The following is a 25,187-nucleotide window of genomic DNA, read 5'->3' on the forward strand; positions in this document are numbered from 1 at the left end:
CCGGGTTACCGCCGCAGCTCGAACGTCGTCGTCCCGATCGTGATGGGCGTGCCCTCTGCCACGAGGACGGGAGCGCTCACCTTCTGACCGTTGACGAAGGTGCCGTTCGTGGACTCGAGGTCGGTGAGGAGCCAGCCGTCGGCGCGGAGGTCGAGGCGGGCGTGGTTGGTCGAGGTGTAGTCGTCACGGATCACGACGTTCGACTCGCTCGAACGCCCGATCGTGATGGGGCCGCCACCCAGCGGCATCTCCATGCCCTCGCGCGCACCCTCGGTGATGACGAGTCGGGCCGCGGCCGGCGAGGCGGGCCGCTGCCCACCACCCGGTTGACCGATCACGTCGGTGAAGGCACCGCTCGAGGCGGGCCCGGGGGCCGCTGCAGCGGGGACGGTGGGGGTGCTGGGCCCGGACGGCGCCGACTTGGGATCGGTCGGGATCGTGCGGACGCGCTGGCCGAAGAGATCGCTGCGCAGGGCGAACACGATCACGAAGACGAACAGCCAGAGCACCGCGAGGAACGCGAAGCGCAGGACGAGCAGGGTCAGGCCTGTGGTCATCGAGCACCTCCGTCGTTCTCCGGGATCACCCGGAACACCATACGGGTACGACCGATCTCGATGGTGGAGTCCGGCTCAACGATCGCCTGCTGGAAGTGCTGACCGTTCAGTTTCGAACCGTTCGTGGAGCCGAGATCGGTGGCCTGGGCGTGCTTGCCGTCCCACAGCACCTCGACGTGCTTCCGGCTCGTCCCGGTGTCCGCGATGGTGATGTCCGCGTCGCTGCCTCGCCCGATCACCGTGCGCCCGCGGTGCAGTCGGTGTCGCTGCGAGCCGATGTCGAGCACCGGGATCCAGGCCACGTCGCGCTGCACGGTGGTGGAGTCGACCTGCAGGATGCCCGTCGAGAGCGTGCCGTCCTGCTGGAGCCGGATGGTGACCGGGCCGGAGAACGAGTAGTTCTGCGCGACGGCGTGTTGGTGCACCATCTGGGTCAGTTCGTCGATGAGCGGGCGACCGACGTCGTTCATGCGCGTGCAGTCGGGCGGTGCCAGGCGCACGGTGAACTCGTTCGGCACGAGGATGCGTTCACGGGAGACCACCGCGGCCTTCGTGTCGAGCTCGCGCCGCAGGGCGCTCGAGATCTCGACGGGCTGCACCCCGGAGCGGAAGGTCTTCGCGAACGCGCCGTTGACGGCGCGTTCCAACCCTCGCTCGAAGTTGTCCAGCAGGCCCATGCGTCTCCCGTGTCGTCGGTCGTCAACCACTGCATGGTAGTGGTTGGCGTTGACACCCGTCTGTGCGTGGTAGTGTTTCGGGGCTGGCGCGAGTGGCGGAATTGGTAGACGCGCACGGTTCAGGTCCGTGTGCTGGAAACGGCGTGGGGGTTCAAGTCCCCCCTCGCGCACCAGGCGAAAACAGGAAAGGCCCCGGAGGAATCCGGGGCCTTTCCTGTTTCTCGGCGCGGGCCGGGGACGGCCGTCGACGCGTCCGGCCTCAGCCCCGGTCGGCGTCCGTCGTGTGGTCGGCATCCGGCCTGGAGGCACGGCTCGGCCCCGACACGCCGGTTCCGTCGAACCCGTGGTCGGCTCGCCGGGCCTGCTGCGGGGCGAAGAACGGGCGCGCGCTGGGCAGGAAGAGCAGGACCGCGGCGACGACCGACAGCGCGATCGTCAGGACCGCGAGTTCGCCGCCGGTGACGCTCAGGAGCGCGCGGAAGGCCGCGACGACGACGAGCACGATGCGCGCGACGCGGGAGCCCGCGGCCATCCGGAACACCGCCCACGTCACCAGGGCCCAGAGCACCAGGGCGACGATCCCGGCGAGGACCGGCGCCTGGCCGACCGCCGCGTCCGTCGCGAAGAACTGGAGCACCGTGGCGGCGACGCAGGCTGCCACCCACACCAACCACAGCACGAAGGACACGGTGACCACCTGCGGTCGGTCCGGTCGTCGGAGGATGAACGTCCTGGTCATGCTGCACCGCCCTCTGCCGCTCCCTGGTGCGGCACGTCGAGCGTACCGAGCGGACGGAGACCTGCCGAGGTGCCCCGCTACGGTGACCGGGTGACCGACGAACGCACCACCGTCCAGCGTCCCGGAGTGGACGTCCCCGACGACCGTGGTCGGACGGGCCTCGACGCCGTGGGCCGTGCCCTGGACCGCAACCCGGACGTCGTCGTGCGGGACGTCGAGGTGGTGTCGAACGGGTGGCACGTGCTCCGCCGCACGACCCTCGACGTCCGGCGCCGTGACGGTCGGTGGGACCGGCAGCAGCGCGAGACCTACGACCGCGGGAACGGCGCGACGGTGCTGCCGTACGACGCCGAGCGCGGCACCGTCCTGCTCACGCGGCAGTTCCGGTGGCCGGCGTACGTGAACGGACACCCGGACGGCATGCTGATCGAGGCCGCGGCGGGACTGCTCGACGAGGACGACCCCGAGACCGCGGTGCGGCGTGAAGCGGTCGAGGAGCTCGGCATCCGGCTCGGTGCGCTCGAGCACCTGGGCGACGTGTTCATGAGCCCCGGTTCGGTCACCGAGCGGGTGCACTTCTACCTCGGCGCGTACACCCCGGCCGACCGGGTCGAGGCCGGTGGCGGCGTGGAGGACGAGGGCGAGGACATCGAGGTGCTCGAGGTGCAGCTCGACGAGGCGCTCGCGATGGTGGCGGACGGTCGGATCGCCGACGGCAAGACGATCATGCTGCTGCAGTGGGTGGCAATGCGGTCAGTGGCACTGCGGCGGGTGTCACCCCGACAGGGCTGACCCGTCCAGGCCCACCGCTCGTGCGATCGTCGTGCGGACCAGGCCCTCGCGGGTCGGGCGGTCGAGGTAGTCGACCAGGGCGTACCCGTTGGTGGCGTCGACGAGCGCGAAGAGCAGGCGTCCGACGCCGTCCGGGTCGTCGGTGTGCAGCACACCCGCGCGCACCCCGTCGGCGACGACCGTGGTGGCGAGGATCTGCCAGTCGTCCATGACGTCCCGTGCCGCGGTCGCCAGTGCCGCGTTCGTGCGGCCGATGCTCCACGCGTCCGCCCACAGGGTGGCGACGTCGTCGCGGGCGGGATCGGCGATGCAACCGAGCAGGGTGCGGAGGCCGGAGACGGGGTCGGGCGCAGCGGCGACGATCGCGCGGACCTCGGCGACCTCGGCGTCCGCGACGGTGCGGAACGTCTCGCCGACCAGGTCCTCCATGCTCGGGCGGTAGTGGGCGACGAGCGAGGGCGCGACCCCGATCACGGCGGCGACCCCGCGGAGCGTCACCGCCGCGAGGCCCTCGGCACGCGCCAGTTCGACGGCGGCCACCGTGATCTGGGATCCGCGTTCGGCCGGGCTCAGGCGCCGGCGGGCCGGTGTCGACGGCATCGTCCCACCGTATCCGCGCGTCACGCGCCCTCGACCACGAAGGCTGCCCAGAGATCGGCCCGGGTCGAGAAGACGGAGAGGTCACGGTCGAGGAGCCGACCCGCGTGCTCGACCCGGGCGCGGGCGGTGTGCCGGTGGATGCCGAGGACGCGTGCGGCGCGGTCGTACTCGCAGTTCTCCTGCAGCCAGGTCCGGACGGTGCCCGTGAGCTCGGTGCCGGCCGTGCGGTCGTGGTCGAGCAGCGGGGCGAGGAACGCGCGGGCGACGGCACCGGCGTCCACGTCGACGTGGGCGAGGTGGGCGAGCACCCCCTCTCGTGCGAGGTCGCCGAACTCGGTGGTGCCCGGGCGTCCTTCACGACGTCGGTCGAGTGCCTGCACGGCCTCGGTGCGGGCGCGCCCGAAGGACCGGTACGCGGCGCCGTCGGACAGGCCGGCGCGCAGGTCGAAGCGGTCGACGAGTTCGGCGACGATCCCGGTGTCGTCCGCGTTCACGCAGAGGAACACGGCGTCGTCGACCGCGAAGAACAGGTGCCCCGGACGGTCCTGCACCCACAGTTCGAGCAGGTCCACCACGGTGTCGAGGTCGTGGTCGGGGACGTCGACGGCCGCGATCCGGACGGGTTCGGCGGGCAGCGGCCCCCACACCTCGCGTGACGTCGCCTGCACCACCTCGGGTTCGCCGACGGACAGCATCGTGAGGAGTCCGGTCCGCAGGAGCCCCCGGGCACGGGCGAGCTCCCGGTTCTGCTGCAGGGCGAGGCCGGCCAGGGCGATCACGGCCGTGACGACCTCGCGTCCGGCCCGGTCGAGGGCTCCGCCGTTCGCGATCGCGAGCACGCCGCTCAGGTGCCCGCCGCTGCCGAGCGTCTGCAGGGTGTACCCGACGCCCCGGTCCGTGGCGACCGGCAGGCTCGCCCGCTGCCCGGAGCGCAGCAGCCGCAGCGCCTCGGTCCGCAGGAGCTCGAGGTCGGCAGCGGGCAGCCCGTCGGCGGGGTGTCCGCGGTCGAGCCGACCGGAGACGTCGAACAGGCCGACCCACCCGTCGAGCTGGCGGGAGAGCTCGGCGATGGTCGCGCCGAGTCCGTCCGGTCGCATCGCGGCGAGCGAGATGGCGCGCTGCGCGGCGAGGGCCCAGGCGCCGCGCGCGTTGGCGTCCCGCGCGACCGCTTCGGCATTGGCCTGCGCGACCGCGATGAAGGACGTCTCGTAGGGCACCTCGAACAGCGGCAGTCCGTGCCGACTGCAGGCGGTGACCAGGGCGTCGGGGGTGCCGGCGCGGACGACCTCGGTGCCGAACCCGAGCGCCACGACACCGCGGTCCACGAGCCGGCGGACGTAGGCCTCGGCGACGTCGTCGCGGACGTCGGCCTCGGCACCGAACTGCGTGCCGGTCGTGAGCAGCCCCTGACCCTCGGCGAGGAACGGGGTCGGGTCCTCGAGGTCCGAGCTGTGCAGCCAGGACAGCGGGGCATCGAGGGCGTGTTCGTCCGCGTCCGTGAGTGGGCGCAGGTGGAGTTCACGCCGGTGCAGCAGGGAGCGCAGCGTTGCGGGCATGCCGTCACCCTATCCACCGGGTCGATCCGCCTGGGGGTCGATGTACGCCGTGGACAGTACGAGTGTGCGGTGGTGGCTCCTACCATCGCGGCATGTCCTCCACCGCAGCGTCCGCGACCCGAGCGACCACCGGCGGCCCGTCGCTGCCCCAGGAACGACGGCTCGTCACCGCCGTCCCGGGTCCGCGATCGCAGGAGCTGCTCGCCCGGAAGGCCGGCGCCGTCGCGGCCGGGGTCGGCGTCGCCGTGCCCATCGCGGTCGTCGCGGCCGGTGGCGGCGTGGTGGTCGACGCCGACGGCAACTCGTTCGTCGACCTCGGGTCCGGGATCGCCGTGACGTCGGTCGGCAACGCCCACCCCGGCGTGGTCGCCGCCGTCACCGAGCAGGTCGCGGCCTTCACGCACACGTGCTTCACCATCGCCGCCTACGACGGGTACGTCGCCGTCGCCGAGGCGCTCAACCGGCTGACCCCCGGCGACCACGAGAAGCGGACGGCGCTGTTCAACTCCGGGGCCGAGGCCGTCGAGAACGCCGTCAAGATCGCCCGGAAGCACACCGGTCGGCAGGCCGTCGTCGTCTTCGACCACGCGTACCACGGCCGCACGAACCTGACGATGGCGCTGACCGCGAAGAACCAGCCCTACAAGAACGGCTTCGGGCCGTTCGCACCCGAGGTCTACCGCGTCCCGATGTCGTACCCGTTCCACGACGGGCTGTCGGGGCCCGAAGCGGCGAAGCGTGCGATCAGCCAGATCGAGAAGCAGGTCGGCGCCGAGAACACCGCCGCGGTCCTGATCGAACCGATCCAGGGCGAGGGCGGCTTCGTCGTCCCGGCACCGGGGTTCCTCACCGCCCTGTCCGAGTGGGCCACCGCCAACGGCGTCGTGTTCATCGCCGACGAGGTGCAGACCGGGTTCGCCCGCACCGGCGCGATGTTCGCCAGCGAGCACGAGGGGATCGTGCCCGACGTCGTCACGACCGCGAAGGGCATGGCCGGCGGACTCCCGCTGTCCGGCGTGACCGGGCGTGCGGCGATCATGGACTCCGCCCACGTCGGCGGCCTCGGCGGGACGTACGGCGGCAACCCGATCGCCTGCGCCGCAGCACTCGCGGCCATCGACGCCTTCGAGCACGACGGACTCGTCGAGCGCGCCGGGGCGATCGGCACGGTCCTGCTCGACGCCCTGCGCAGCGCCCAGGCAGACGACCCCCGCATCGGCGACGTCCGCGGCCGCGGTGCCATGGTCGCGATGGAGCTCGTCGACCCCGCCACCGGCGATCCCGACCCCGGGCTCACGGGACGGGTGGTGCGGTACGCGTTCGAGCACGGCGTCATCGCCCTCACGGCCGGCACGTACGGCAACGTCGTGCGCTTCCTGCCGCCGCTGTCGATCGACGACGACCTGCTCCGCGACGGCCTGACCGTCGTCCTCGACGGGCTGGCCGCGTCGTGAGCGCGACCATCCCCACGACAGCCTGGCCCAGCGTCCCCGACGCCACCGGACCAGCCGCCGGACAGGCGGTGCTCGACCGCGTCCCCACGGGCCTCCTGGTCGACGGTGTCTGGCAGCCGGCGGCCGACGACGCGACCTTCGCCGTCGTCGACCCTGCGACCGGCGAAACACTCCTGCACATCGCCGACGCCTCACCCGAGGACGGCCGGAAGGCGCTCGACGCCGCCGTCGCCGCACGGCACGGCTGGGCGACCACGCCCCCGCGGCAGCGCGCCGAGGTGCTGCGCCGCGCGTTCGACCTGCTGCAGGAGCGACGCGAGGAGTTCGCGCTCCTGATGACGCTGGAGATGGGCAAGCCCCTGGCCGAGGCCCGCGGCGAGGTCACGTACGGCGGCGAGTTCCTCCGCTGGTTCTCGGAGGAAGCGGTCCGCATCGGTGGTTCGTACGGCACCAACCCCGAGGGGACCGGCCGCGCCACCGTCTCGCACAAGCCCGTCGGGCCCGCGTTCCTGATCACGCCGTGGAACTTCCCATTGGCGATGGCGACCCGCAAGATCGCTCCGGCGCTCGCCGCCGGCTGCACCGTCGTCGTGAAGCCGGCCGAACTGACGCCGCTGACCACCCTGCTGTTCGCCGACCTGCTCGTCGAGGCCGGCGTGCCCGCCGGCGTCGTCAACGTCGTCCCGACCACGCACGCCGCCGACGTCTCCGCGCCCGTGATCGCCGACCCCCGCCTGCGGAAGCTGTCGTTCACCGGTTCGACGCCGGTCGGACGGACGCTGCTCGGCCAGGCGGCGCAGAACGTGCTCCGGACGAGCATGGAGCTCGGAGGCAACGCCCCGTTCCTGGTGTTCGCCGACGCCGACCTCGACCTGGCGGTGGAGGGCGCACTCGCCGCGAAGTTCCGGAACACCGGCCAGGCCTGCACCGCCGCGAACCGGTTCCTGGTGCACGAGGACGTCGCCGACGAGTTCACGCGCCGGGTCACCGAACGGGTCGCCGCGATGCGGGTCGGCCGGGGGACCGAGGACGGCGTCGCCATCGGGCCGCTCATCGACGCCCGCGCCGTGGACAAGGCCCACCGCCTGGTCACCGACGCTGTCGAGCGCGGGGCGACGGTCCGGACCGGCGGGCATCCGGTCGACGGGCCCGGCACCTTCTACGCGCCGACCGTCCTGACCGACGTGCAGCCCGGCAGCGCGATCCTCGACGACGAGATCTTCGGGCCGGTGCTCGCGATCCGCACGTTCCGCTCCGAGGACGAGGCCGTGGCCGCCGCGAACGACACCGAGTACGGTCTGGTCGGCTACGCGTTCACCGAGGACCCGGCACGGGGGCAGCGCCTGATGGAGCGGCTCGAGACCGGCATGCTGGGGCTGAACACCGGGGTCGTGTCGAACGCCTCGGCACCGTTCGGCGGCGTGAAGCAGTCCGGCCTCGGTCGCGAGGGCGGCGGCGAGGGCATCGCCGAGTACCTCGAGACCATGTACACGCTCACCCCGGACCCGTTCCGGCACACCGACAGCACCACGACCGCACAAGGAGCAGCTCGATGATCGAGAAGGACGTCGTCGTCATCGGAGCCGGTGTCGCCGGTCTCACCGCCGCGACCCGCCTGCGCGCCGCCGGCCTGCGGGTCGCCGTGCTCGAGGCCCGCGACCGCGTGGGGGGCCGCACCTGGACGAACGACATCGACGGGGTGACCCTGGAGATCGGCGGGCAGTGGGTCTCGCCCGACCAGACCGCACTGCTCGAGACCCTCGACGAGCTCGGGCTGCAGACGTACGACCGGTACCGCGAGGGCTCCAGCGTCTACATCGACGCCGACGGCACCCGGACCGAGTACACCGGCGACATCTTCCCCCTGCCCGAGGCCACGGCGAACGAGATCGAACGGCTCGTCGCCGTCGTCGACGAGTACGTCGCGGAGGTCGACCCGGCGCGCCCCTGGGAGACGCCGGACGCGGCCGCCCTCGACGAGGTCTCGTTCCGCGCCTGGCTGCACGACCTGAGCCCCGACCGGGTCGCGACCGACAACGTCGAGCTGTTCATCGCCGGCGCCATGCTCACGAAGCCCGCGCACGCGTTCTCGGCGCTGCAGGCCCTGCTGATGGCGGCGTCCGCCGGCAGCTTCACCAACCTGGTCGACGCCGACTTCATCCTGGACAAGCGGGTCGTCGGCGGCATGCAGCAGGTGTCCGAGCGGCTCGCCGAGCGCCTCGGCGACGACGTGCACCTGAACGCCCCGGTCCGGACGCTGGGCTGGAGCGACGACGGGGTCGTCGCGCTCGCCGACGGTGGGATCGAGGTGCACGCCCGACAGGCCCTCGTCGCGGTCCCGCCGCCCCTGTACTCGCGGATCTCGTACGAGCCGCCGCTGCCCCGACGCCAGCACCAGCTGCACCAGCACCTGTCGATGGGCTTCGTGATCAAGGTGCACGCCGTCTACGACCGCCCCTTCTGGCGTGCGGCGGGCCTGTCCGGCACCGCGTTCAGCCCGTACGAGGTCGTGCACGAGGCGTACGACAACACCTCGCACGGTTCCGAGCAGGGGACCCTGGTCGGGTTCGTCTCCGACCAGCACGCCGACGACCTGTTCGCGCTGTCGACCGAGGAACGCCGGGCCCGGGTGCTCGCCTCGCTGGCGCACTACTACGGCGACGAGGCCCTGTCGCCGGTCGTCTACTACGAGAGCGACTGGGGCACCGAGGAGTGGACGCGCGGCGCCTACGCGGCGAGCTTCGACCTGGGCGGGCTCGTCCGCTACGGCGCCGACCAGCGGGCCGCGGTCGGTCCGATCCGGTTCGCCTCGAGCGACCTGGCCGGGCAGGGGTACCAGCACGTCGACGGTGCCGTGCGCATCGGTCGCGAGGTCGCCGAGGAGATCCTGGCGGTCGTTCCGCAGACCGCTGCGACGCGGTAACCGCCTCGGTGGGTCAGGGCTGGGTGACCTGTCCAGGTACTGACGTACCCAGGCGCTCGCGCGTACCGTCCGGGCCATGAGTGACGCAGCGAACGGGTCCAGCGACCCCACGAAGGACCAGGAGCAGTACACCGAGGACCTGCCGGACGGGTCGCCCACGGGCGACGCGACGGAGGACCCGCAGCAGGACAGCGACACGGACTCCGGCGGCGAGCCCGCCGACCCGCAGCAGTAGCGGCGACCGACGAGCGGACGGGAGGCGCGGTGGTGCGGCGGCGTGAGACGCCGGCGTGTTCGCTCGACGCCTCCACGTCAGCGAGACGCCGCCGGATCCGGCGGCGTCTCGCGCGTTCCGCGGCGTCGAAGCGTGACGACGGCGTCTTCCGGTGACGACGTGGGAGCGGCGATCGACGAGCGGACGGGAGGCGCGGTGCCAGCTGGCACCGCGCCTCCCGTCCGTCGTGGGTCCGGCTGCAACACACCGGCGTCTTGATCGGACGCCGTCCCGTCGGCGAGACGCCGTCGTATTCGGCGGCGTCTGGCGGAGACGCCGGCGTCTCCGCGCCGGTCAGCCGATGCGGATCAGCTTCTTGTTCACGAACTCGTCGGCCCCCAGGGGGCCGAGCTCGCGGCCGAAGCCGCTGCCCTTGACGCCACCGAACGGCAGCTCCGGGCTGTCCGCGCCGACGATGTTCACGTAGACCATGCCGGCCTCGATCCGGTCGGCGACCCGGAGTGCCTGGTCGGCGTCGGTTGTGAACAGGTACGAACCGAGGCCGTACGGGGTGTCGTTGGCCAGGGCGATCGCCGCGTCCTCGTCGGCGACGCGGTACACGGCGGCGACGGGGCCGAAGAACTCCTCGCGGTAGGCGTCGTTGTCCGGCGTGACGTCGGTCAGGATCGTCGGCAGGAAGGCGTTGCCCTGGCGGTCGCCGCCCGTGACGACGGTCGCACCCTGCTCGACGGCGGACGCGAGCTGTTCCTGCAGTCGGTCGGCCGCGGCCGGGGACGACAACGGACCGAGTTCGGCACCGGGCACGCTCGGATCCGTCGGTGCGACCGCCGACATCGCCGCGGTGAACTTCGCCAGGAACTCGTCGTACAGGCCGTCGACCACCAGGAACCGCTTCGGGGCGTTGCAGACCTGGCCGTTGCCCTCGAGCCGGGTGGTGACGGCGGACTCGACGACGGCGTCCAGGTCGTCGGTGGACAGCACGATGAAGGGGTCCGAGCCGCCGAGTTCGAGCACCACCTTCGTCAGGTTCCGGCCGGCGATCTCGGCGACCGCGGCACCGGCGCGCGCCGAACCGGTGAGCGAGACACCCTGCACGCGCGGGTCGGCGATGACGTCGGCGACCTGGTCGTTCGTCGCGAACACGTTCTTGTAGGCCCCGGCCGGGAAGCCGGCGTCGTGGAAGATCCGCTCGATGGCCAGGGCGGACTCCGGGCACTGCGGTGCGTGCTTCAGCAGGACGGTGTTGCCGATGGCCAGGTTCGGGCCGGCGAACCGGGCGATCTGGTAGGCGGGGAAGTTCCACGGCATGATGCCGAGCACGACGCCGATCGAGGCCTTGCGGATGAACGCCGACCCCTCGGACCCGTCCGCCAGGGTGATCGGCTGGTCCGCCAGGAACTCCGACGCGTGGTCCGCGTAGTAGTCGTAGATGTCGGCGCAGAAGTCGACCTCGCCCTCGGCCTGGTCGATCGGCTTCGCCATCTCGCGCACGATCGTGGCGGCGAGCTCGGCGTGCCGCTCCCGGTACAGGTCCGCGACCCGGTGGAGCAGGGCTGCACGGTCGGCGACCGTCGTCGTCCGTGACCACTCGGTGTGCGTGCGGTCGGCGGCTGCGACGGCGTCGCGCAGCTCGGCGTCCGTGATGGTCGGGTAGGTCTCGAGGGTCGTGCCCGTGGTGGGGTCGGTGACGGCGTACATGGCGTCCTCTCGTGGTGGCGGTCAGGCCTGGTCGGTCAGCTGCTTGTTCACACCGGTGACGGGCTGGTTCTCGTCGAAGCCCTTCGGTGCGACCCGGAAGCCCTTGGTGATGACGAGCAGGTAGACGAACCCGATCGCCGCCCACACTCCTCCTGCGATCAGGGCGTCGGCATGGAGCTGCGACCAGAGCACCCCGGTCAGGAGCATCGCGACCCCCGGCAGCACGATGTAGCGCCAGCGGTCGCCCGCCGTGTGACGGCGTCCGTTCCGGATCGCGAAGTGCACGATCACGGTGGCGTTGACGAAGGTGAACGCGATGAGCGCGCCGAAGTTGATGTAGGCCGCGATCGTGTCGAGCGAGAAGCTCATCGCCAGCAGGGTGACCGCGCCGACGAAGACGACGTTGAACACCGGGGTGTGCGTGCGGGGGTGCACGTAGCCGAAGACCCGCTTCGGCAGGACGTTGTTCCGGCCCATCACCATGAGCATGCGGGCGACGCTGGCGTGCGACGCGAGACCCGAGGCGAGTGCGGCGACGAACCCGGCCGACACGAGGACCGCCTGGAACACCGGACCGCCGACGAGCAGGCCGATCTGGGGGAGCGGGTCGTCGGTGAACTCGCCGAACGGTGCGTTGGTGGGGAAGCGGAGCTGGGCGAAGTAGGCGGAGACCAGGAAGATCGCGCCGCCGAGCAGGACGGTCAGCATGATCGCCTTCGGCATGATGCGGATCGACTTCGCCTCTTCCGTGTACATCGTCACGGCGTCGAAGCCGATGAACGAGAAGCACACCACCGTCGCCCCGGTGAGCAGGGCAGACATCGTCACGCCGTCGTGCACGAAGGGTTCGGCGCTGACGATCGTGCCCGCACCGGCACCGTGAGTGAGCTCGATGACGGTGAAGACCACGAACGCGATCATCGCCAGGACCGCACCGATGAGCAGCACCATGTTCAGGTTCGACGTGCCGCGCATCGACAGGCAGATCACCGTCGTCACGAACACCGTGTACACGACGACGGTCACCCACGGCGGCAGCCCCGGGAACACCTGCTCCAGGTAGAGCCGGATGATCAGGGCGTTCACCATCGGCAGCAGCAGGTAGTCGAGCAGTGACGCCCAGCCCACCATGAAGCCGAGGTTCGGGTGCATCGACTCCCGGACGTACGTGTACGCCGAACCGGCGGCGGGGTAGACGCGCACCATCTTCCCGTAGCTGATCGCGGTGAGCGCCATGATGACGAGGGCGATCAGGTACGCGCTCGGCACCGCGCCGTCGGTCTGCTCGGAGACGATGCCGAAGGTGTCGAACACGACCGTCGGGGTCATGTAGCCGAGGCCGAGTCCGACGATCGCCCAGAGCCCGAGGCTCCGCTTCAGCGACCCGCCGCGCACCGGTGCTGCCGGCGCGGTGACCGCGATCGGTGATGCCATGTGACTTCCCTGCTCTTGGGGCCGGGCAGCGTCGCCCGGATCAGTTCGGAGCACCATACCGACGGGTCGGCAGTGGGCGGACCGGCCGCGGTGTACAGGTGATCGGGACCCGCTGTACACCGCGGCAGTGGTTCAGGCCACCGGTTGCTGCTGGGTGATGCAGTGCAGCCCACCACCCCGCGCGAACACCTGTCGCGCGTCGATCGAGCGGACCCGTCGGCCCGGGTACGCCTCGGCGAGGATGCCCCTGGCACGGTCGTCAGCGACCGGGTCGCCGAACGCGCAGGCGATCACGGCGCCGTTCACCACGACGTGGTTCACGTAGTTCCAGTCCACCGGTCCACCGTCGTCCGACAGCGTCGACGGGGCCGGCAACTCGATGATCGTCGCGTCGGTCGCCTGCTCGAGCGCTCGCCGGATCTGGGGCATCACCAGGTGGTCCGGGTGGCCCGCATCCGGCTGGGCGTGCAGCAGGACCGTGCCCGGATCGGCGAAGGTCGCCACCATGTCGACGTGCCCCCGGGTGCCGAAGCCGTCGTAGTCGCGCGTCAGACCGCGGGGCAGCCAGACCACCCGCGTTGCGCCGATCGCGCGCGCCAGCTCCAGCTCGACGCGCTCCCGGTCGGCGTACGGGTTCCGTCGCGGGTCGAGCTGCACCGTCTCCGTCACGAGCACGGTGCCGGCGCCGTCGACGTGGATCGCCCCGCCCTCGTTGACGAGCAACGACGGGATCCGCCTGGCTCCCGCAGCACCGGCGACCGTGGCGGCGACCTCGGCGTCACGGGTCCAGGTCGACCAGGAGTTCGCGCCCCAGCCGTTGAAGACCCAGTCGACGGCACCGAGCGCACCGGTCACGTCGTCGACGACGAACGTCGGGCCGATGTCGCGCATCCAGAAGTCGTCGAGCGGCGCCTCGAGCACGTCCACGTCGGACGACAGCAGGCGACCGGCATCCGCCCGTGCGACCGGGTCCACGACGACGGTGACCGGCTGGTGCTCACTGATCGTGTTGGCCGTGGTCGCCCATGCCAGACGCGCGGCGTCGGCGCTCGCCGCGTCGTCGCCGAGCGTCAGGCCGGGGCGTGGGAACGCCATCCAGGTGCGTTCCTGCGGAGCCGTCTCGGGAGGCATCACCCACGTCATGCGCTCGCCTCGCGCCCGGTGGTGGCCGGTTCCACGGCCAGGGCTGCGTCGATCGCGTCGCGTGCGCCGTACGCGTGGCGTTCCTCGTCGACGGGTTCGACGAGTCCGGCGTACAGGTCTGGGCGCCGGGTCACGTAGAAGGGGAACAGCCGGAGCCACTCCCTCCGGGCCTCGAGGTCGAGGTCGGCGACGAGCACCACGCTCGCGTCACGGGGAGCCTCGACGAGCACCCGGCCGAACGGGTCCGAGATGAAGGACGAGCCGTAGAAGGTGATGTCGCCCTCGTCGCCCCACCGGTTCGGCACGACCATGAACTGCCCGGCGGTGATGCCGTTCGCCACGATCACCCGCTGCCAGATCGGCGCGGTGTCGAAGTCGGGGAAGGTCGGTTCGGAGCCGATCGCCGTCGGGTACACGAGCACCTCGGACCCGGCGAGGCCGTAGGACCGGGCCACCTCGGGGAACCACTCGTCCCAGCAGGTCGGCAGCCCGAGGCGCGCGCCGAGTCCGGCCGGCTCGTACACGGGGAAGGCATCGTCGTCGGTCCCCGGGCGGAAGTACGTGTCCTCGTGGTAGCCGGCGCTGATCGGGATGTGGGTCTTCCGGGTCCGGCCGACCAGGGTGCCGTCGGGAGCGACGAGGACGGCGGTGTTGTAGCCGCGGGGGTCGTCGTGCTGGTCGTCGTCGCCCGGTCGCTCGTACAGCGAGGCGTGCACGAACACCCCGTGCTCGATCGCCTGGGCACGGGCGAAGGCGACGGTCGGACCGTCCTGCAGCGACTCGGCGAGGTCCTTCGGGGTCCCGCTCGCCGGGGTGTCACCCGGGTAGCGGCGCAGCGTGAGCTCGGGCAGGAACACCGCGGTGGCACCGTTCGCTGCGGCGGTCGCGATGCCGTCGGCGAGCTGGGCCAGGTGCTCGTCCGGGTCGGGGAGCCACCGCATCTGCACGAGGGCGACGCGGAGGGACCGGCGGGGTGCCCCGGTGTCGGCGTGCAGCGGCGACGGGAGCGAGGGTGCGGTGACGACGTCCATGCGCCATTGTTGATCGCATGGTCAACGCGCGCAAGACCTTCACGCGGTTTGCCATTCACGCCGCGGGTCCTCCTTGATGAGCCGCCGTAACGGACTGCGGGCGGCCGCGAGCGCGGGGTAGTCCTGATCGAGGCTGGCAAGCAGGGCGAGCATGCCGTTGAGCCGGTGCCGGACGTCCACTTGCAGCAGGTTGTCGTGGTGAGCGACACGATTTCGGAGTCGGCGGAGCGTCTCGAGTTGGAGCCCGATCGTCTGCCGGCTGGAGTCGTTCGACGACGCACCGGGGAAGGCCGCAGACAGCGCGGCACCCCACAACAGCTGCTGGCGCGCAGGCGACTCGGATCGGGACACCGGGCGGATGAGCTTGACCCACGAACCGAACATGAGTTGAGCGACGACGTCGTCGTGGCTCGGGACGGTGCCGGATCGGGGGTGCTCCGCGTGACGGTCTGATGCCTCTTGAGCAGCTCGACTCCGGGCATCTGCCAGCTGCCGACGAAGCAACGCGTACAGCGGTTCGACCGTTGCACCCGCGGTGCTCCAATCCGGCGTGCTGCCCTTCCTGGCGTTCCACTCGGTCAACTGGAGGTCGAGAGCATTGCGCACGGCGATCTCGACGAACGCGATCTGGCCGTGGAGTGCCCCGGCCAGTTGTCCAGCCCAGAGGTACAGATCGCTCGCGCGGCCCAGATCACCGTCGGCGGCACAGAGGTAGGTCGCGAGTCGGGCAGGGCTGACCAGACGCTCCAACGCGCTCGGTTGACTGCCTGACGACGAGGCCCTAGCGTTGACGGCACGAGCGTCGGGCTTGGACCGACGTGCATACCCCGAGATCCCCCCGCTGAGCGGGGGGATTTCTGTTTCCCGGGGGTCTCGTTCCCAGGGGTCGCGGTGCATCCGGCAACGCTAGGACTTCGGCACCACCGTGGGAATCGAACGTGCAATGGCGACGATGGTTCACGTCTCCGTGGTCAGCTGATGATGTTGACCGCGCGCGAGATGACCAGCGCCAGCAGGATGAACCCGCTGAGCGCCTGGTAGGCCATGATCATCTTCGCCCGGACGGTCATCGGCATCGTGTCCGTCGGGCTGAACGCCATCATGTTCGTCATCGCCACGTAGAGGTAGTCGAGGTAGACCGGCCGCCAGTCCGCGGTCTTCGGGTCGGTCTCCTGCGGGAACTGGAAGTCCGCCTCGGCAGTCGACCACAGTTCGGGGCGACGCCGTGCCACCGGACCCCCGCGGTCGAGCTCCCAGTAGACGAGCCCGAACACGATGATCGTGCTCACCCAGACCTGCAGCGCGGTGAGCAGCACGGCCGCACCGTCCGCGTGGCCGCCGAGCAGCTCGGTGATGGTCCGGATGACGGTGAGCTGGCTGGCGACGGTGAGCAGGGCCGCCAGCGCGAACGACAGCCACCGTGACCACGTGGTCTCGCGCGTCAGACGCCGCGGGTTGAAGACGATGAGCGGGGCGAGCAGCAGGACGCCCAGGACGGGCACCACCCACGACGGGAAGAACAGCACCTCGTCGGGCAGGAACAGGCTCAGCGCCAGGTTCACCAGGACCGCGACGGCGACCGGTGCCCGGTGTTCGTGTCGCGGTCGGGTCCTCGTCGGGGTCACGGAGCGAGTGTCGCACGGGCCGACACCCGCGGGGGTGTGGCGCTCAGGGCCTGGACAGCGGGTCGGCGAGCGAGAGCGGTTCGACCTCGGTGCCGAGCAACCGCCCGGCTGCCCGCAGCCCGGACAGCAGCGCACCGTGCACCGTCGCCGGGTCGTCGCTCCAGGTGGCCTCGCCGGCGAGCTGCACCCGGCCGGACGGGGTGCCGAGCAGGTCGTGGTCGTCGGGTGACGCCCCGACGTGGAGGTACGAGTACGAGCCCCGTGAGAACGGGTCCTCGGCCCACCGGGTGATCCGGAACGCCTCGGGCTGGGGGACGGACGGGCCGAACATCTTCCGCAGCGCCGCCACCCCCTCGTCGACGACCATGGCGTCCGGCAGGGTCTCGAGCCGACGGGCTCCGGCACCACCGACCAGGGCGGCGAGCACCGGCGCACCGGTCACCCGGGACATGTCGTACCAGGAGTGCCAGTCGACACCGGCGGACCCCTGCTGCCGGACCACCCACGAGTCGCCCCAGAACCGTGTGGGGAACCGCAGGAACACCTTGTCGTAGGTGCCCATCCCGAGCCGGTCGAGCGCTCCGGTCACCGACGCGGACAGGGGCGGGTCGAAGACCACGTCGCCGGACTGCAGCACCCCGAGCGGCACGGTGACGACGACCTGCGGCGCGACGACGGTGGTGCCGTCGGCGAGCCCCACGGTCACCGAGTCACCGGCCTGGGTCACCGACCGCACGACCGACGACAGCCGGACGTCGAGACCCTCGGCCAGCGCGCGGGCGTACTGGGCGTAGCCGCCGGGGAACACCACCTCGTCACCGGGGACGTGCTCCTCGTCGAGACCGTGCGCGTCGAGGACGGTCACGGGGGCACCGCAGAGGTCCTCGGAGCGGTGGGCCGTGTACTCGCGGACCCGTGCGGCCCGGTCGCCCTGCCACCGCAGCGAGCGGAGCACGGTGTCGACGGCGGCCGCGTAGGTCGAGGGCGGGGGAGCGTGCGCGACGACGGCGTCGAGCGCCGCGTCGACGGTGTGCAGGTCCGCGACGAACGCCGACGTGTCCTCGGCGGAGAGTGCGGCGCCGGACGGGTCGTGCCATGCGATCGGCCGGCCGTCGAACTGGAAGCTGCCGACCGTGAACTCGACGGTCTCGATGCCGAACGCCGGCGCCAGGGCCCAGAGCGGGTTGCCGTCGACCCCGTGGATCCACGAGGCGCCGAGGTCGACCGGCACCCCGAGTGACGAATCGGTCCAGGTGCGCCCGCCGATCCGGTCGCGGGCCTCGAGCACGACGACCCGCTGCCCGCCGAGCGCGAGCGCCCGGGCGGCGGCGAGCCCGGCGACCCCCGCCCCGACGACCACGACGTCGGAGTCGAGACCAGCAGCCATCAGTGTCCTCCGGTCAGCGGTGCCATCAGCCGGGCCGCCAGACTCGGCCGCCCGGTCAGCGCTTCTTCGCGGTCGGCCAGGTCGGTCGCGACGAGTCCCGCGTTCGCGCCGAGGAACCGCAGCGGCTCGGGCTCCCAGTCGGGCGATCGGTGGTTCACCCACGGCAGTGCGGTCAGTGCCGTCGACTCCCCGCGCACGAGGTCGGCGAGGGTCCGTCCGGCCAGGTTCGTCGTCGACAGACCGTCCCCGACGTACCCGCCGGCGCTGCCGACGTGTCCGTCCCAGGTCACCGAGGCGCACCAGTCGCGCGGCACCCCGAGCGGGCCGCCCCACCTGTGGGTGACCGGGGCGTCCGCGACGACGGGGAACAGGTCGACCAGGGCCCTCCGCAGGTGCTCGAACACCCGCGGCACCCGGTCGTACCCGGGCGTGATCGAGGACCCCCAGTGGTAGCGGGCTCCGCGGCCGCCGAACGCCAACCGGTCGTCGGCCGTGCGCTGCCCGTACACGAGCAGGTGCCGGTAGTCGGAGAACGTCTGCCCGTGCTCGAGCCCGATGCGCTCCCACGCGGACGCCGGCAGCGGGGCCGTCGCGATCATGAGCGAGTACAGCGGCAGGATCCGCCGCTTCGTCTGCTCCAGCTGGGCGCCGTAGCCCTCGACCGCGATCACCACGGCGCCCGCCGTGACGGTGCCGCGCGACGTGACCACACGCCCGCGATCCCAGGACGAGACGGGCGTGTGCTCGGCGATGCGGACGCCACGGGCCTCCAGGGCGGCCGCGAGGCCACGCACCAACGCGGCGGGCTGCACGCGCGCGCAGTCCGGGGTCCACGCGACCCCCGCCGATCCGGCGGCGTCACCCGGTCGAGCGGCCCGCCACGTCACGTCGTCGCCCCATGTCGCGGAGGACGCGACCTCGTCGTGGGCGGCGCGCTCCTGCACGGCGGAGCGTGCGTACAGGACGGTCCCGCCCTTCACGTAGTCGCAGTCGACCTCGGCTTCGGTAGCTGCGCGGCCGACCTCGTCGACGGTGTCGCGCATCGCTGCGCGGAGCGCGAGGGCGGCGTCCCGCCCGTGCTCCTCGGCGATCGCCGAGGCGGACCGCGGGAACAGCGCCGAGCACCAGCCGCCGTTCCGACCGGACGCGCCGAAGCCGGCGATCTCGCGTTCCAGGACGACGATCTGGAGGCCCGGGTCGGCCTGGTGCAGGTACCACGCCGTCCAGAGACCCGTCAGTCCACCGCCCACGATCGCGACGTCGGCCGTCGTGTCGCCGTCGAGCGGCGGCCGGGGCGTCAGGTCGTCGCGTCCGGTGGACGCGAGCTGGTCGAGCCAGAACGAGACGCCCCGGTAGCCGCTCACGGTCAGATCTTCGTCCAGGCCTCGGACAGGACACTGCGCAGGATCGACGTCATCTCGCGGAACTCCGGCTGCCCGATCGTCAGCGGCGGTGCGAGCTGCACGACGGGGTCACCGCGGTCGTCGGCCCGGCAGTACAGCCCCGCGTCGAACAACGCCTTCGACAGGAACCCGCGCAGCAGCCGCTCGGACTCGTCGTCGTCGAAGGTCGTCTTGGTGGCCTTGTCCTTGACGAGCTCGATGCCGTAGAAGTAGCCGTCGCCGCGGACGTCCCCGACGATCGGCAGGTCGAGCAGGGTGTCGAGCTCGGCGCGGAAGAGCGGGGCGTTCTGCTGCACGTTGGCGAGCAGCCCCTCTTCCTCGAAGATGTCGAGGTTCTCCATCGCGACGGCGGCCGACACCGGGTGCCCGCCGAACGTGTAGCCGTGGTAGAAGGTCGTGTCCCCCTTGGAGAACGGCTCGAACAGCCGGTCGCTGATGATCGTCGCGCCGATCGGGGAGTACCCGGAGGTCATCGCCTTGGCGCACGTGATCATGTCCGGCACGAAGCCGTAGGTGTCGCAGGCGAACATCGTGCCGATCCGGCCGAAGGCGCAGATGACCTCGTCCGAGACGAGCAGCACGTCGTACTCGTCGCAGATCTCGCGCACCCGCTGGAAGTACCCGGGCGGCGGGGTGAAGCAGCCGCCGGAGTTCTGCACCGGCTCGAGGAACACCGCGGCGACGGTGTCGGGGCCCTCGAACTCGATCATCTCGCGGATGCGCTCCGCCGCCCAGAAGCCGAACTGCTCCTCGGTGCCGCCGGGGAAGCCCATCTCCTCGGCGCGGTACGAGTTCGTGTTCGGCACCCGGAAGCCACCGGGGGTCAGGGGCTCGAACATCTCCTTCATCGCCGGGATGCCGGTGATCGCCAGGGCGCCCTGCGGGGTGCCGTGGTAGGCGACCGCGCGGGAGATCACCTTGTGCTTCATCGGCTTGCCCTGGAGCTTCCAGTAGTACTTCGCGAGCTTGAAGGCCGTCTCCACCGCCTCGCCGCCGCCCGTGGAGTAGAAGACCTTGTTGAGGTCACCGGGGGCGTGCTCGGCCAGCCGGTCGGCGAGCTCGATCGCGGCGGGGTGCGCGTACGACCAGATCGGGAAGAAGCTCAGCGTCTCCGCCTGCTTCGCGGCCATCTCGGCCAGGCGCTTCCGCCCGTGCCCGGCGGCGACGACGAACAGGCCGGACAGCCCGTCGATGTACTCCTTGCCGTGGCTGTCGTAGACATGGTGGCCCTCGCCGCGCACCATGATCGGCACGTCGGCACCGGCCTGGTTCGCGCCGTGCCGGGCGAAGTGCATCCACAGGTGGTCCCGGGACTTCCGCTGCAGGTCGGCGTCGTCGACCGGTGCGAACGGGTCGTAGGAGTGGAGGCGGGCGGCCGGGCCCGTCGTGGTCCGGCCTGTGGCCTGTTCGGAGATGGTCATCGCGTTCCCCAGTCGTAGAGCTGTTTGCGGAGTTGCAGGTAGACGAAGGTCTCGGTGCCGGCGACGCCCGGGATGGCCCGGATGGTGCCGTTGAGCAGTTCGATCAGGTCGTCGTCGTCCTCGCACACGACCTCGACCATCAGGTCGAAGCTGCCGGCGGTCATCACGAGGTAGTCGACCGCCGGCAGCTGCTCCAGGGCATCGGCGACGGTTCGGGTGTCGCCGCTGACCCGGATGCCGATCATCGCCTGGCGGTGGAAGCCCAGTTGCATCGGGTCGGTGACCGCGACGATCTGCATGACGCCGGTCTCGGTCAGCTTCTGCACACGCTGCCGGACCGCCGCTTCACTGAGACCGACGGCCTTGCCGATCTCGCCGTACGGGCGGCGCCCGTCCGCCTGGAGTTGTTCGATGATCCGCTTCGAGGTGTCGTCGATCGGTCCCGGACGTCGTGGTGCTGCCGCCATGCCGGACAGCATGGCAGCGCGGTTCGGGGTGCGCAAGGGATTCCGTTGTGAACTCCGTGTTTCGCGACGATTTCCGTTGTTACAGTTCTCCACAACCTCCGGATCCTTCTTCCGCACCGCCGGAATCCGTGTCAGTATCACCGCCATGCTGGACGCACAGAGCACGGCGACGGCGGACACCGACACCCGGGTCCTGCGGAACTTCGTCGGGGGCGCCTCCGTCGAGTCGACCGCCGACACCACGTTCGACCTGGTCGACCCGACCGACGAGCACGTCTACGGCACGTCCCCGGTGTCCACCCCCGCCGACGTCGACGCCGCCTTCGGTGCGGCCGCGACCGCGTTCGAGACCTGGCGCCGCACCACCCCCGGCGAACGGCAGCTCGCCCTGTTCCGGATCGCCGACGCGATGGAGCAGCGGGCGTCGGAGTTCGCCGACCTCGAGTCGCTCGACACCGGGAAGCCCCGCGCCACCCTGGTCGAGGACGAGATCCTGCTCTCCGTCGACCAGATCCGCTTCTTCGCCGGGGCCGCCCGGAACCTCGAGGGCCGGAGCGCCGGCGAGTACCTGGCCGACCACACCTCGTTCGTCCGGCGTGAGCCCATCGGCGTCGTCGCCCAGGTCACCCCGTGGAACTACCCGCTCAACATGGCGGTGTGGAAGTTCGCGCCGGCGCTCGCCGCGGGGAACACCACCGTGCTCAAGCCGAGCGACACGACGCCCCTGTCGACCCTGCTGCTCGCCGAGGTCGCCGCCGAGTTCCTGCCGCCGGGGGTCCTGAACGTCGTGGTGGGGGACCGCACCACCGGCGCAGCGATGATCGACCACCCCACTCCGCAGCTCGTGTCCATCACCGGCTCCGTCCGCGCCGGCATGGAAGTCGCCCGTGCCGCCGCAGGTGACCTCAAGCGCACCCACCTGGAGCTCGGCGGCAAGGCACCCGTGATCGTGTTCGACGACGCGGACATCCCCTCGGCGGTGGCCGGGATCGTCGCCGCCGGGTTCTTCAACGCCGGACAGGACTGCACCGCGGCCACCCGGCTGCTCGTGCAGGACGGCATCCACGACGAGTTCGTGGCGGCGCTCGCCGCAGAGGCACGGCTCAACGCGAGAACCGGGTCGGACGGTCACTACGGCCCCGTCAACAACGCGAACCAGCTCGCGCACGTGCAGTCGTTCCTGGACACGCTGCCCGACCACGCGACGATCGAGCTCGGCGGTGCACGACAGGGCGACCGCGGGTACTTCCACGAGGCCACGATCGTCGCCGGCCTGCGCCAGGACGACCGGGCCGTGCAGCAGGAGATCTTCGGCCCCGTGCAGACCGTGCAGCGGTTCTCGACGGAACAGCAGGCCCTGACGTGGGCGAACGGCGTCGAGTACGGCCTGGCGAGTTCGGTGTGGACGACCGACCACGCGCGGGCGATGCGCTTCGCCCGCGACCTGGACTTCGGCTGCGTGTGGATCAACACGCACATCCCGATCGTCGCCGAGATGCCGCACGGCGGGTTCAAGCACAGCGGGTACGGCAAGGACCTGTCCCAGTACGGCTTCGACGACTACACCCGCATCAAGCACGTCATGTCCTACATCGGCTGAGGCCGACCACCCCCTGGAGGCACCATGGCAATGACCGGAACGTTCGCCGAATCGGGAGCCGATCTCCGGCTCGACCAGATCACGAAGTCCTTCCCCGGCCACACCGCGGTGGACAGCCTCGACCTGACGGTGCCCGCCGGCTCGTTCTTCGCGTTGCTCGGCCCGTCGGGCTGCGGCAAGACGACGACCCTGCGGCTCGTCGCCGGGCTCGAGGAACCCACGAGCGGCACCATCACCATCGGCGGCCAGGACGTCACCGACACGAAGCCGTACCAGCGGCCCGTCAACACGGTGTTCCAGAACTACGCGCTCTTCCCGCACATGAGCGTGCTCGACAACGTCGCGTTCGGGCTGAAGCGGCGCCGGATCCCGGACCCGATGACGAAGGCCACGGAAGCGCTACGGCTCGTCGAGCTCGAGGGGTCGGCGTCGAAGCGGCCCGCCCAGCTCTCCGGCGGCATGCAGCAGCGCGTCGCCCTGGCCCGCGCGATCGTGAACCGGCCGGCCCTGCTGCTGCTCGACGAGCCCCTCGGCGCCCTCGACCTGAAGCTCCGCCACCAGATGCAGCTCGAGCTGAAGACGATCCAGGCCGAGGTCGGGCTCACGTTCCTGCACGTCACCCACGACCAGGAAGAGGCGATGACGATGGCCGACACGGTCGCCGTCATGAACGGCGGCCGGATCGAGCAGATGGGCAGCCCGCAGGACCTGTACGAGCTGCCGCGCACGGCGTTCGTCGCGAACTTCCTCGGCCAGTCGAACCTGCTCGAGGGTGAGGTGCGCGGCACCGACGCAGGCCTGCTCGTCGTCGCCACCGCGGCCGGTTCGATCGCGGTGCCGGCCGACCGAGCCGTCGCCACGACCGGGCGCGTCGTCGTCGGCGTCCGGCCCGAGAAGCTCAAGATCCGCACCGCCGAACCGACCCCCGAGGCCGGACGGAACATCCTCGGCCCCGGTCGGGTCGTGGACGTCTCGTTCTCCGGCGTCAGCACCCAGTACCTGGTCGACGTGCCGGGCGCCGGTCGCGTCTCGGTGTTCGCGCAGAACTCGAAGGGCGGGCCGCGGATCGCGACCGGCACCGAGGTCTGGCTCACGTGGGGCGTCGACCACGGTTTCGGTCTGGAGGCGCACCCCGCGTCCGACGCGACCGTCACCACCCAGGACGACCCGGGCCTCCAGGCCGTCCCCGCCACGGCAGGATCGCTCGCGTGACCGGCGCGGTGCCCGGTCCGGACCTGCTGCGCGGGCTGACGTCGGCCCGCGTCAGCCGACGCGGCCTGCTGGCCGGCGGCGGTGCCGCCGCGCTGGCCGCCCTGCTCACCGGGTGCAGCATCAAGGGCTCCGCCGCCGCCGGCGCCGAGGACACCGTCGACTGGGCGGCGTTCTGGAAGGACGCGAAGGCGACCGGCACCCTGAACTTCGCGAACTGGCCGCTGTACATCGACTCCGACCACGGCAAGTCCGAGTCCCTGGCGCTGTTCAAGAAGGAGACGGGCATCGCGGTCGACTACCAGGCGGTGATCCAGGACAACGCGACCTTCTACGCGACCGTCTCACCGATCCTGCGGGCGCACGGTGCGACGGGCTACGACCTCGTCGTCATGACGAACGGGTTCGAGCTGACCCAGATGATCAAGAACGGGTTCGTGTGCGAGCTCGACCACTCGCGGTTGCCGAACTTCGCCGCGAACGCCTCGGATTCCGTGAAGGACCCCATCTACGACCCGGGCAACAAGCACTCCGTCGTGTGGCAGACCGGGTTCACCGGGCTCGCCTACAACCCGAAGTACACCGGGCGGAAGATCACCTCGCTCAAGGACCTGCAGGACCCGGCGTTCAAGGGCCGCATCGGGCTGATGAGCGACAACACCGAACTCGGGTCGCTCGGACTGCTCGCGCTCGGCATCGACCCGGAGACCTCGACGCCCGCCGACTGGCGGAAGGCCCAGGCCTGGCTGCGCGAACTGCGGCCGAGCGTCACCGGCTTCTACGACCAGAGCTACATCAACCGGTTGGAGAACGGCGACACCTGGATCACCCAGGCGTGGTCGGGCGACGTCTTCCAGGCGCAGCAGTCCGGGTTCCCCGACCTGGAGTTCGTCACGCCGGAAGAGGGGCAGATGACCTGGCACGACAACATGCTCATCCCACGGCAGGCCGAGAACCCGGTGTCGGCGCTCGAGTGGATGAACTTCTACTACACGCCGAAGGTCGCCGGGATCGTCGAGGACTGGGTCAACTACGTCTGCCCGGTGCCCGCGGCCGAGGACTACGTGCGGGACGAACTCGACGACGCCACCGTGGCGGACAGCCCGCTCGTGTTCCCCTCTGCCGACGTGCTGGAGCAGTCGCACGAGTTCCGGGTGTTCGAGAACTACGACGAGTACTCGGAGTGGAACGGCATCTTCAACGCGGTGGTGCAGTCGTGAGCGCGGTCGGGGTGGC

General features: G+C 71.1%; 23 protein-coding genes and 1 tRNA gene. 9 read left to right on the forward strand and 15 right to left on the reverse strand.

Annotated features, from left to right (window positions below; translation table 11 throughout):
• Positions 1-5 precede the first annotated feature (5 nt).
• The gene (locus DEJ09_RS12430) at positions 6-557 is read right to left on the reverse strand and encodes an FHA domain-containing protein (RefSeq protein WP_111022491.1); all 552 of its coding nucleotides are present in this window, start codon (positions 555-557) and stop codon (positions 6-8) included.
• Positions 554-1,234 (reverse strand): DUF3662 and FHA domain-containing protein, encoded by a 681-nt coding sequence (locus DEJ09_RS12435; protein ID WP_017887797.1) that lies wholly within the window; start codon positions 1,232-1,234, stop codon positions 554-556. The genes DEJ09_RS12430 and DEJ09_RS12435 overlap by 4 nt, the downstream gene beginning before the upstream one ends.
• An 86-nt stretch (positions 1,235-1,320) precedes the next feature.
• Between DEJ09_RS12435 and DEJ09_RS12440 the strand changes: the two genes are divergently transcribed.
• A tRNA-Leu gene (locus DEJ09_RS12440) sits at positions 1,321-1,407 on the forward strand.
• Between the two features lie 86 nt (positions 1,408-1,493).
• Here the strand turns inward: DEJ09_RS12440 and DEJ09_RS12445 are convergent.
• Positions 1,494-1,973 carry a hypothetical protein gene (locus DEJ09_RS12445; RefSeq protein ID WP_071404146.1) on the reverse strand — a complete coding sequence of 160 codons (480 nt, stop codon included), beginning with the start codon at positions 1,971-1,973 and terminating at the stop codon, positions 1,494-1,496.
• 90 nt (positions 1,974-2,063) lie between these two features.
• Between DEJ09_RS12445 and DEJ09_RS12450 the strand changes: the two genes are divergently transcribed.
• Complete coding sequence (locus DEJ09_RS12450; protein WP_111088841.1) at positions 2,064-2,765, forward strand: NUDIX domain-containing protein; 702 nt, start codon at positions 2,064-2,066, stop codon at positions 2,763-2,765.
• Here DEJ09_RS12450 and DEJ09_RS12455 read toward each other — a convergent pair.
• Together DEJ09_RS12455 and DEJ09_RS12460 are read right to left on the reverse strand one after the other, a co-directional pair.
• Positions 2,748-3,365 carry a TetR/AcrR family transcriptional regulator gene (locus DEJ09_RS12455; protein ID WP_111088799.1) on the reverse strand — a complete coding sequence of 206 codons (618 nt, stop codon included), beginning with the start codon at positions 3,363-3,365 and terminating at the stop codon, positions 2,748-2,750. The genes DEJ09_RS12450 and DEJ09_RS12455 overlap by 18 nt on opposite strands.
• A 20-nt stretch (positions 3,366-3,385) precedes the next feature.
• Complete coding sequence (locus DEJ09_RS12460) at positions 3,386-4,921, reverse strand: PucR family transcriptional regulator (protein ID WP_111088800.1); 1,536 nt, start codon at positions 4,919-4,921, stop codon at positions 3,386-3,388.
• 92 nt (positions 4,922-5,013) lie between these two features.
• Between DEJ09_RS12460 and gabT the strand changes: the two genes are divergently transcribed.
• The 4 genes from gabT (at position 5,014) to DEJ09_RS18175 (ending at position 9,533) form a co-directional block, all read left to right on the forward strand.
• On the forward strand, positions 5,014-6,375 hold the full coding sequence (gabT, locus tag DEJ09_RS12465; protein WP_111045681.1) for a 4-aminobutyrate--2-oxoglutarate transaminase: 1,362 nt from the start codon (positions 5,014-5,016) through the stop codon (positions 6,373-6,375).
• A gap of 68 nt (positions 6,376-6,443) precedes the next feature.
• Entirely contained in the window at positions 6,444-7,931 is a 1,488-nt protein-coding gene (locus DEJ09_RS12470; RefSeq protein WP_111088842.1) for an NAD-dependent succinate-semialdehyde dehydrogenase, read from the forward strand.
• Positions 7,928-9,298 carry an NAD(P)/FAD-dependent oxidoreductase gene (locus tag DEJ09_RS12475; protein ID WP_111088801.1) on the forward strand — a complete coding sequence of 457 codons (1,371 nt, stop codon included), beginning with the start codon at positions 7,928-7,930 and terminating at the stop codon, positions 9,296-9,298. Before DEJ09_RS12470 ends, DEJ09_RS12475 begins: the two co-directional genes overlap by 4 nt.
• A 76-nt stretch (positions 9,299-9,374) precedes the next feature.
• A complete protein-coding gene (locus DEJ09_RS18175) occupies positions 9,375-9,533 on the forward strand; it encodes a hypothetical protein (protein ID WP_155896911.1) in 159 nt (52 codons plus the stop codon).
• 333 nt (positions 9,534-9,866) lie between these two features.
• Here DEJ09_RS18175 and DEJ09_RS12480 read toward each other — a convergent pair whose 3' ends face one another.
• The 10 genes from DEJ09_RS12480 to DEJ09_RS12525 form a co-directional block, all read right to left on the reverse strand.
• A complete protein-coding gene (locus DEJ09_RS12480) occupies positions 9,867-11,231 on the reverse strand; it encodes an NAD-dependent succinate-semialdehyde dehydrogenase (RefSeq protein ID WP_111088802.1) in 1,365 nt (454 codons plus the stop codon).
• A 21-nt stretch (positions 11,232-11,252) separates the two neighbouring features.
• Entirely contained in the window at positions 11,253-12,665 is a 1,413-nt protein-coding gene (locus DEJ09_RS12485; protein WP_111028824.1) for an APC family permease, read from the reverse strand.
• Between the two features lie 132 nt (positions 12,666-12,797).
• Positions 12,798-13,808 carry an agmatine/peptidylarginine deiminase gene (locus DEJ09_RS12490; protein ID WP_111088803.1) on the reverse strand — a complete coding sequence of 337 codons (1,011 nt, stop codon included), beginning with the start codon at positions 13,806-13,808 and terminating at the stop codon, positions 12,798-12,800.
• On the reverse strand, positions 13,805-14,839 hold the full coding sequence (locus DEJ09_RS12495) for a nitrilase-related carbon-nitrogen hydrolase (protein ID WP_111088804.1): 1,035 nt from the start codon (positions 14,837-14,839) through the stop codon (positions 13,805-13,807). Before DEJ09_RS12495 ends, DEJ09_RS12490 begins: the two co-directional genes overlap by 4 nt.
• A gap of 39 nt (positions 14,840-14,878) precedes the next feature.
• Entirely contained in the window at positions 14,879-15,589 is a 711-nt protein-coding gene (locus DEJ09_RS12500; RefSeq protein ID WP_181433006.1) for an Abi family protein, read from the reverse strand.
• 221 nt (positions 15,590-15,810) lie between these two features.
• Positions 15,811-16,464, reverse strand: coding sequence for a DUF1345 domain-containing protein (locus DEJ09_RS12505; RefSeq protein WP_111045675.1), 654 nt, complete (start codon positions 16,462-16,464; stop codon positions 15,811-15,813).
• A gap of 43 nt (positions 16,465-16,507) precedes the next feature.
• A complete protein-coding gene (locus tag DEJ09_RS12510) occupies positions 16,508-17,851 on the reverse strand; it encodes an NAD(P)/FAD-dependent oxidoreductase (protein ID WP_111088805.1) in 1,344 nt (447 codons plus the stop codon).
• Entirely contained in the window at positions 17,851-19,215 is a 1,365-nt protein-coding gene (locus tag DEJ09_RS12515; protein ID WP_111088806.1) for an FAD-binding oxidoreductase, read from the reverse strand. Before DEJ09_RS12515 ends, DEJ09_RS12510 begins: the two co-directional genes overlap by 1 nt.
• Before the next feature lie 2 nt (positions 19,216-19,217).
• Positions 19,218-20,675: an aspartate aminotransferase family protein gene (locus DEJ09_RS12520; RefSeq protein ID WP_084740608.1), complete on the reverse strand. Its 1,458-nt coding sequence runs from the start codon at positions 20,673-20,675 to the stop codon at positions 19,218-19,220.
• Positions 20,672-21,154 carry an Lrp/AsnC family transcriptional regulator gene (locus DEJ09_RS12525; protein WP_035809531.1) on the reverse strand — a complete coding sequence of 161 codons (483 nt, stop codon included), beginning with the start codon at positions 21,152-21,154 and terminating at the stop codon, positions 20,672-20,674. Before DEJ09_RS12525 ends, DEJ09_RS12520 begins: the two co-directional genes overlap by 4 nt.
• Before the next feature lie 133 nt (positions 21,155-21,287).
• Between DEJ09_RS12525 and DEJ09_RS12530 the strand changes: the two genes are divergently transcribed.
• Genes DEJ09_RS12530 through DEJ09_RS12540 form a run of 3 tightly spaced genes read left to right on the forward strand, consistent with a single transcriptional unit; the run spans position 21,288 to position 25,171 of the window.
• Positions 21,288-22,742, forward strand: coding sequence for an aminobutyraldehyde dehydrogenase (locus DEJ09_RS12530; RefSeq protein WP_111088807.1), 1,455 nt, complete (start codon positions 21,288-21,290; stop codon positions 22,740-22,742).
• Positions 22,743-22,772: 30 nt separating this feature from the next.
• Complete coding sequence (locus tag DEJ09_RS12535) at positions 22,773-23,954, forward strand: ABC transporter ATP-binding protein (protein ID WP_027466951.1); 1,182 nt, start codon at positions 22,773-22,775, stop codon at positions 23,952-23,954.
• A complete protein-coding gene (locus tag DEJ09_RS12540) occupies positions 23,951-25,171 on the forward strand; it encodes a PotD/PotF family extracellular solute-binding protein (RefSeq protein ID WP_204166168.1) in 1,221 nt (406 codons plus the stop codon). The genes DEJ09_RS12535 and DEJ09_RS12540 overlap by 4 nt, the downstream gene beginning before the upstream one ends.
• Positions 25,172-25,187 lie beyond the last annotated feature (16 nt).

Origin of the sequence: Curtobacterium sp. MCLR17_055, from assembly GCF_003234305.1 — a bacterium.
Lineage (GTDB): Bacteria > Actinomycetota > Actinomycetes > Actinomycetales > Microbacteriaceae > Curtobacterium > Curtobacterium flaccumfaciens.

What these genes read in the sequence shown, in the direction of transcription:
- DEJ09_RS12520 (WP_084740608.1), bottom strand. Translation starts at nt 20,675, where the DNA reads ATGACCATCTCCGAACAGGCCACAGGCCGGACCACGACGGGCCCGGCC.
- gabT (WP_111045681.1), top strand. Translation starts at nt 5,014, where the DNA reads ATGTCCTCCACCGCAGCGTCCGCGACCCGAGCGACCACCGGCGGCCCG.
- DEJ09_RS12435 (WP_017887797.1), bottom strand. Translation starts at nt 1,234, where the DNA reads ATGGGCCTGCTGGACAACTTCGAGCGAGGGTTGGAACGCGCCGTCAAC.
- DEJ09_RS12455 (WP_111088799.1), bottom strand. Translation starts at nt 3,365, where the DNA reads ATGCCGTCGACACCGGCCCGCCGGCGCCTGAGCCCGGCCGAACGCGGA.
- DEJ09_RS12475 (WP_111088801.1), top strand. Translation starts at nt 7,928, where the DNA reads ATGATCGAGAAGGACGTCGTCGTCATCGGAGCCGGTGTCGCCGGTCTC.
- DEJ09_RS12490 (WP_111088803.1), bottom strand. Translation starts at nt 13,808, where the DNA reads ATGACGTGGGTGATGCCTCCCGAGACGGCTCCGCAGGAACGCACCTGG.
- DEJ09_RS12530 (WP_111088807.1), top strand. Translation starts at nt 21,288, where the DNA reads ATGCTGGACGCACAGAGCACGGCGACGGCGGACACCGACACCCGGGTC.
- DEJ09_RS12480 (WP_111088802.1), bottom strand. Translation starts at nt 11,231, where the DNA reads ATGTACGCCGTCACCGACCCCACCACGGGCACGACCCTCGAGACCTAC.
- DEJ09_RS12430 (WP_111022491.1), bottom strand. Translation starts at nt 557, where the DNA reads ATGACCACAGGCCTGACCCTGCTCGTCCTGCGCTTCGCGTTCCTCGCG.
- DEJ09_RS12525 (WP_035809531.1), bottom strand. Translation starts at nt 21,154, where the DNA reads ATGCTGTCCGGCATGGCGGCAGCACCACGACGTCCGGGACCGATCGAC.
- DEJ09_RS12485 (WP_111028824.1), bottom strand. Translation starts at nt 12,665, where the DNA reads ATGGCATCACCGATCGCGGTCACCGCGCCGGCAGCACCGGTGCGCGGC.
- DEJ09_RS12495 (WP_111088804.1), bottom strand. Translation starts at nt 14,839, where the DNA reads ATGGACGTCGTCACCGCACCCTCGCTCCCGTCGCCGCTGCACGCCGAC.
- DEJ09_RS12535 (WP_027466951.1), top strand. Translation starts at nt 22,773, where the DNA reads ATGACCGGAACGTTCGCCGAATCGGGAGCCGATCTCCGGCTCGACCAG.
- DEJ09_RS12445 (WP_071404146.1), bottom strand. Translation starts at nt 1,973, where the DNA reads ATGACCAGGACGTTCATCCTCCGACGACCGGACCGACCGCAGGTGGTC.
- DEJ09_RS12510 (WP_111088805.1), bottom strand. Translation starts at nt 17,851, where the DNA reads ATGGCTGCTGGTCTCGACTCCGACGTCGTGGTCGTCGGGGCGGGGGTC.
- DEJ09_RS18175 (WP_155896911.1), top strand. Translation starts at nt 9,375, where the DNA reads ATGAGTGACGCAGCGAACGGGTCCAGCGACCCCACGAAGGACCAGGAG.
- DEJ09_RS12460 (WP_111088800.1), bottom strand. Translation starts at nt 4,921, where the DNA reads ATGCCCGCAACGCTGCGCTCCCTGCTGCACCGGCGTGAACTCCACCTG.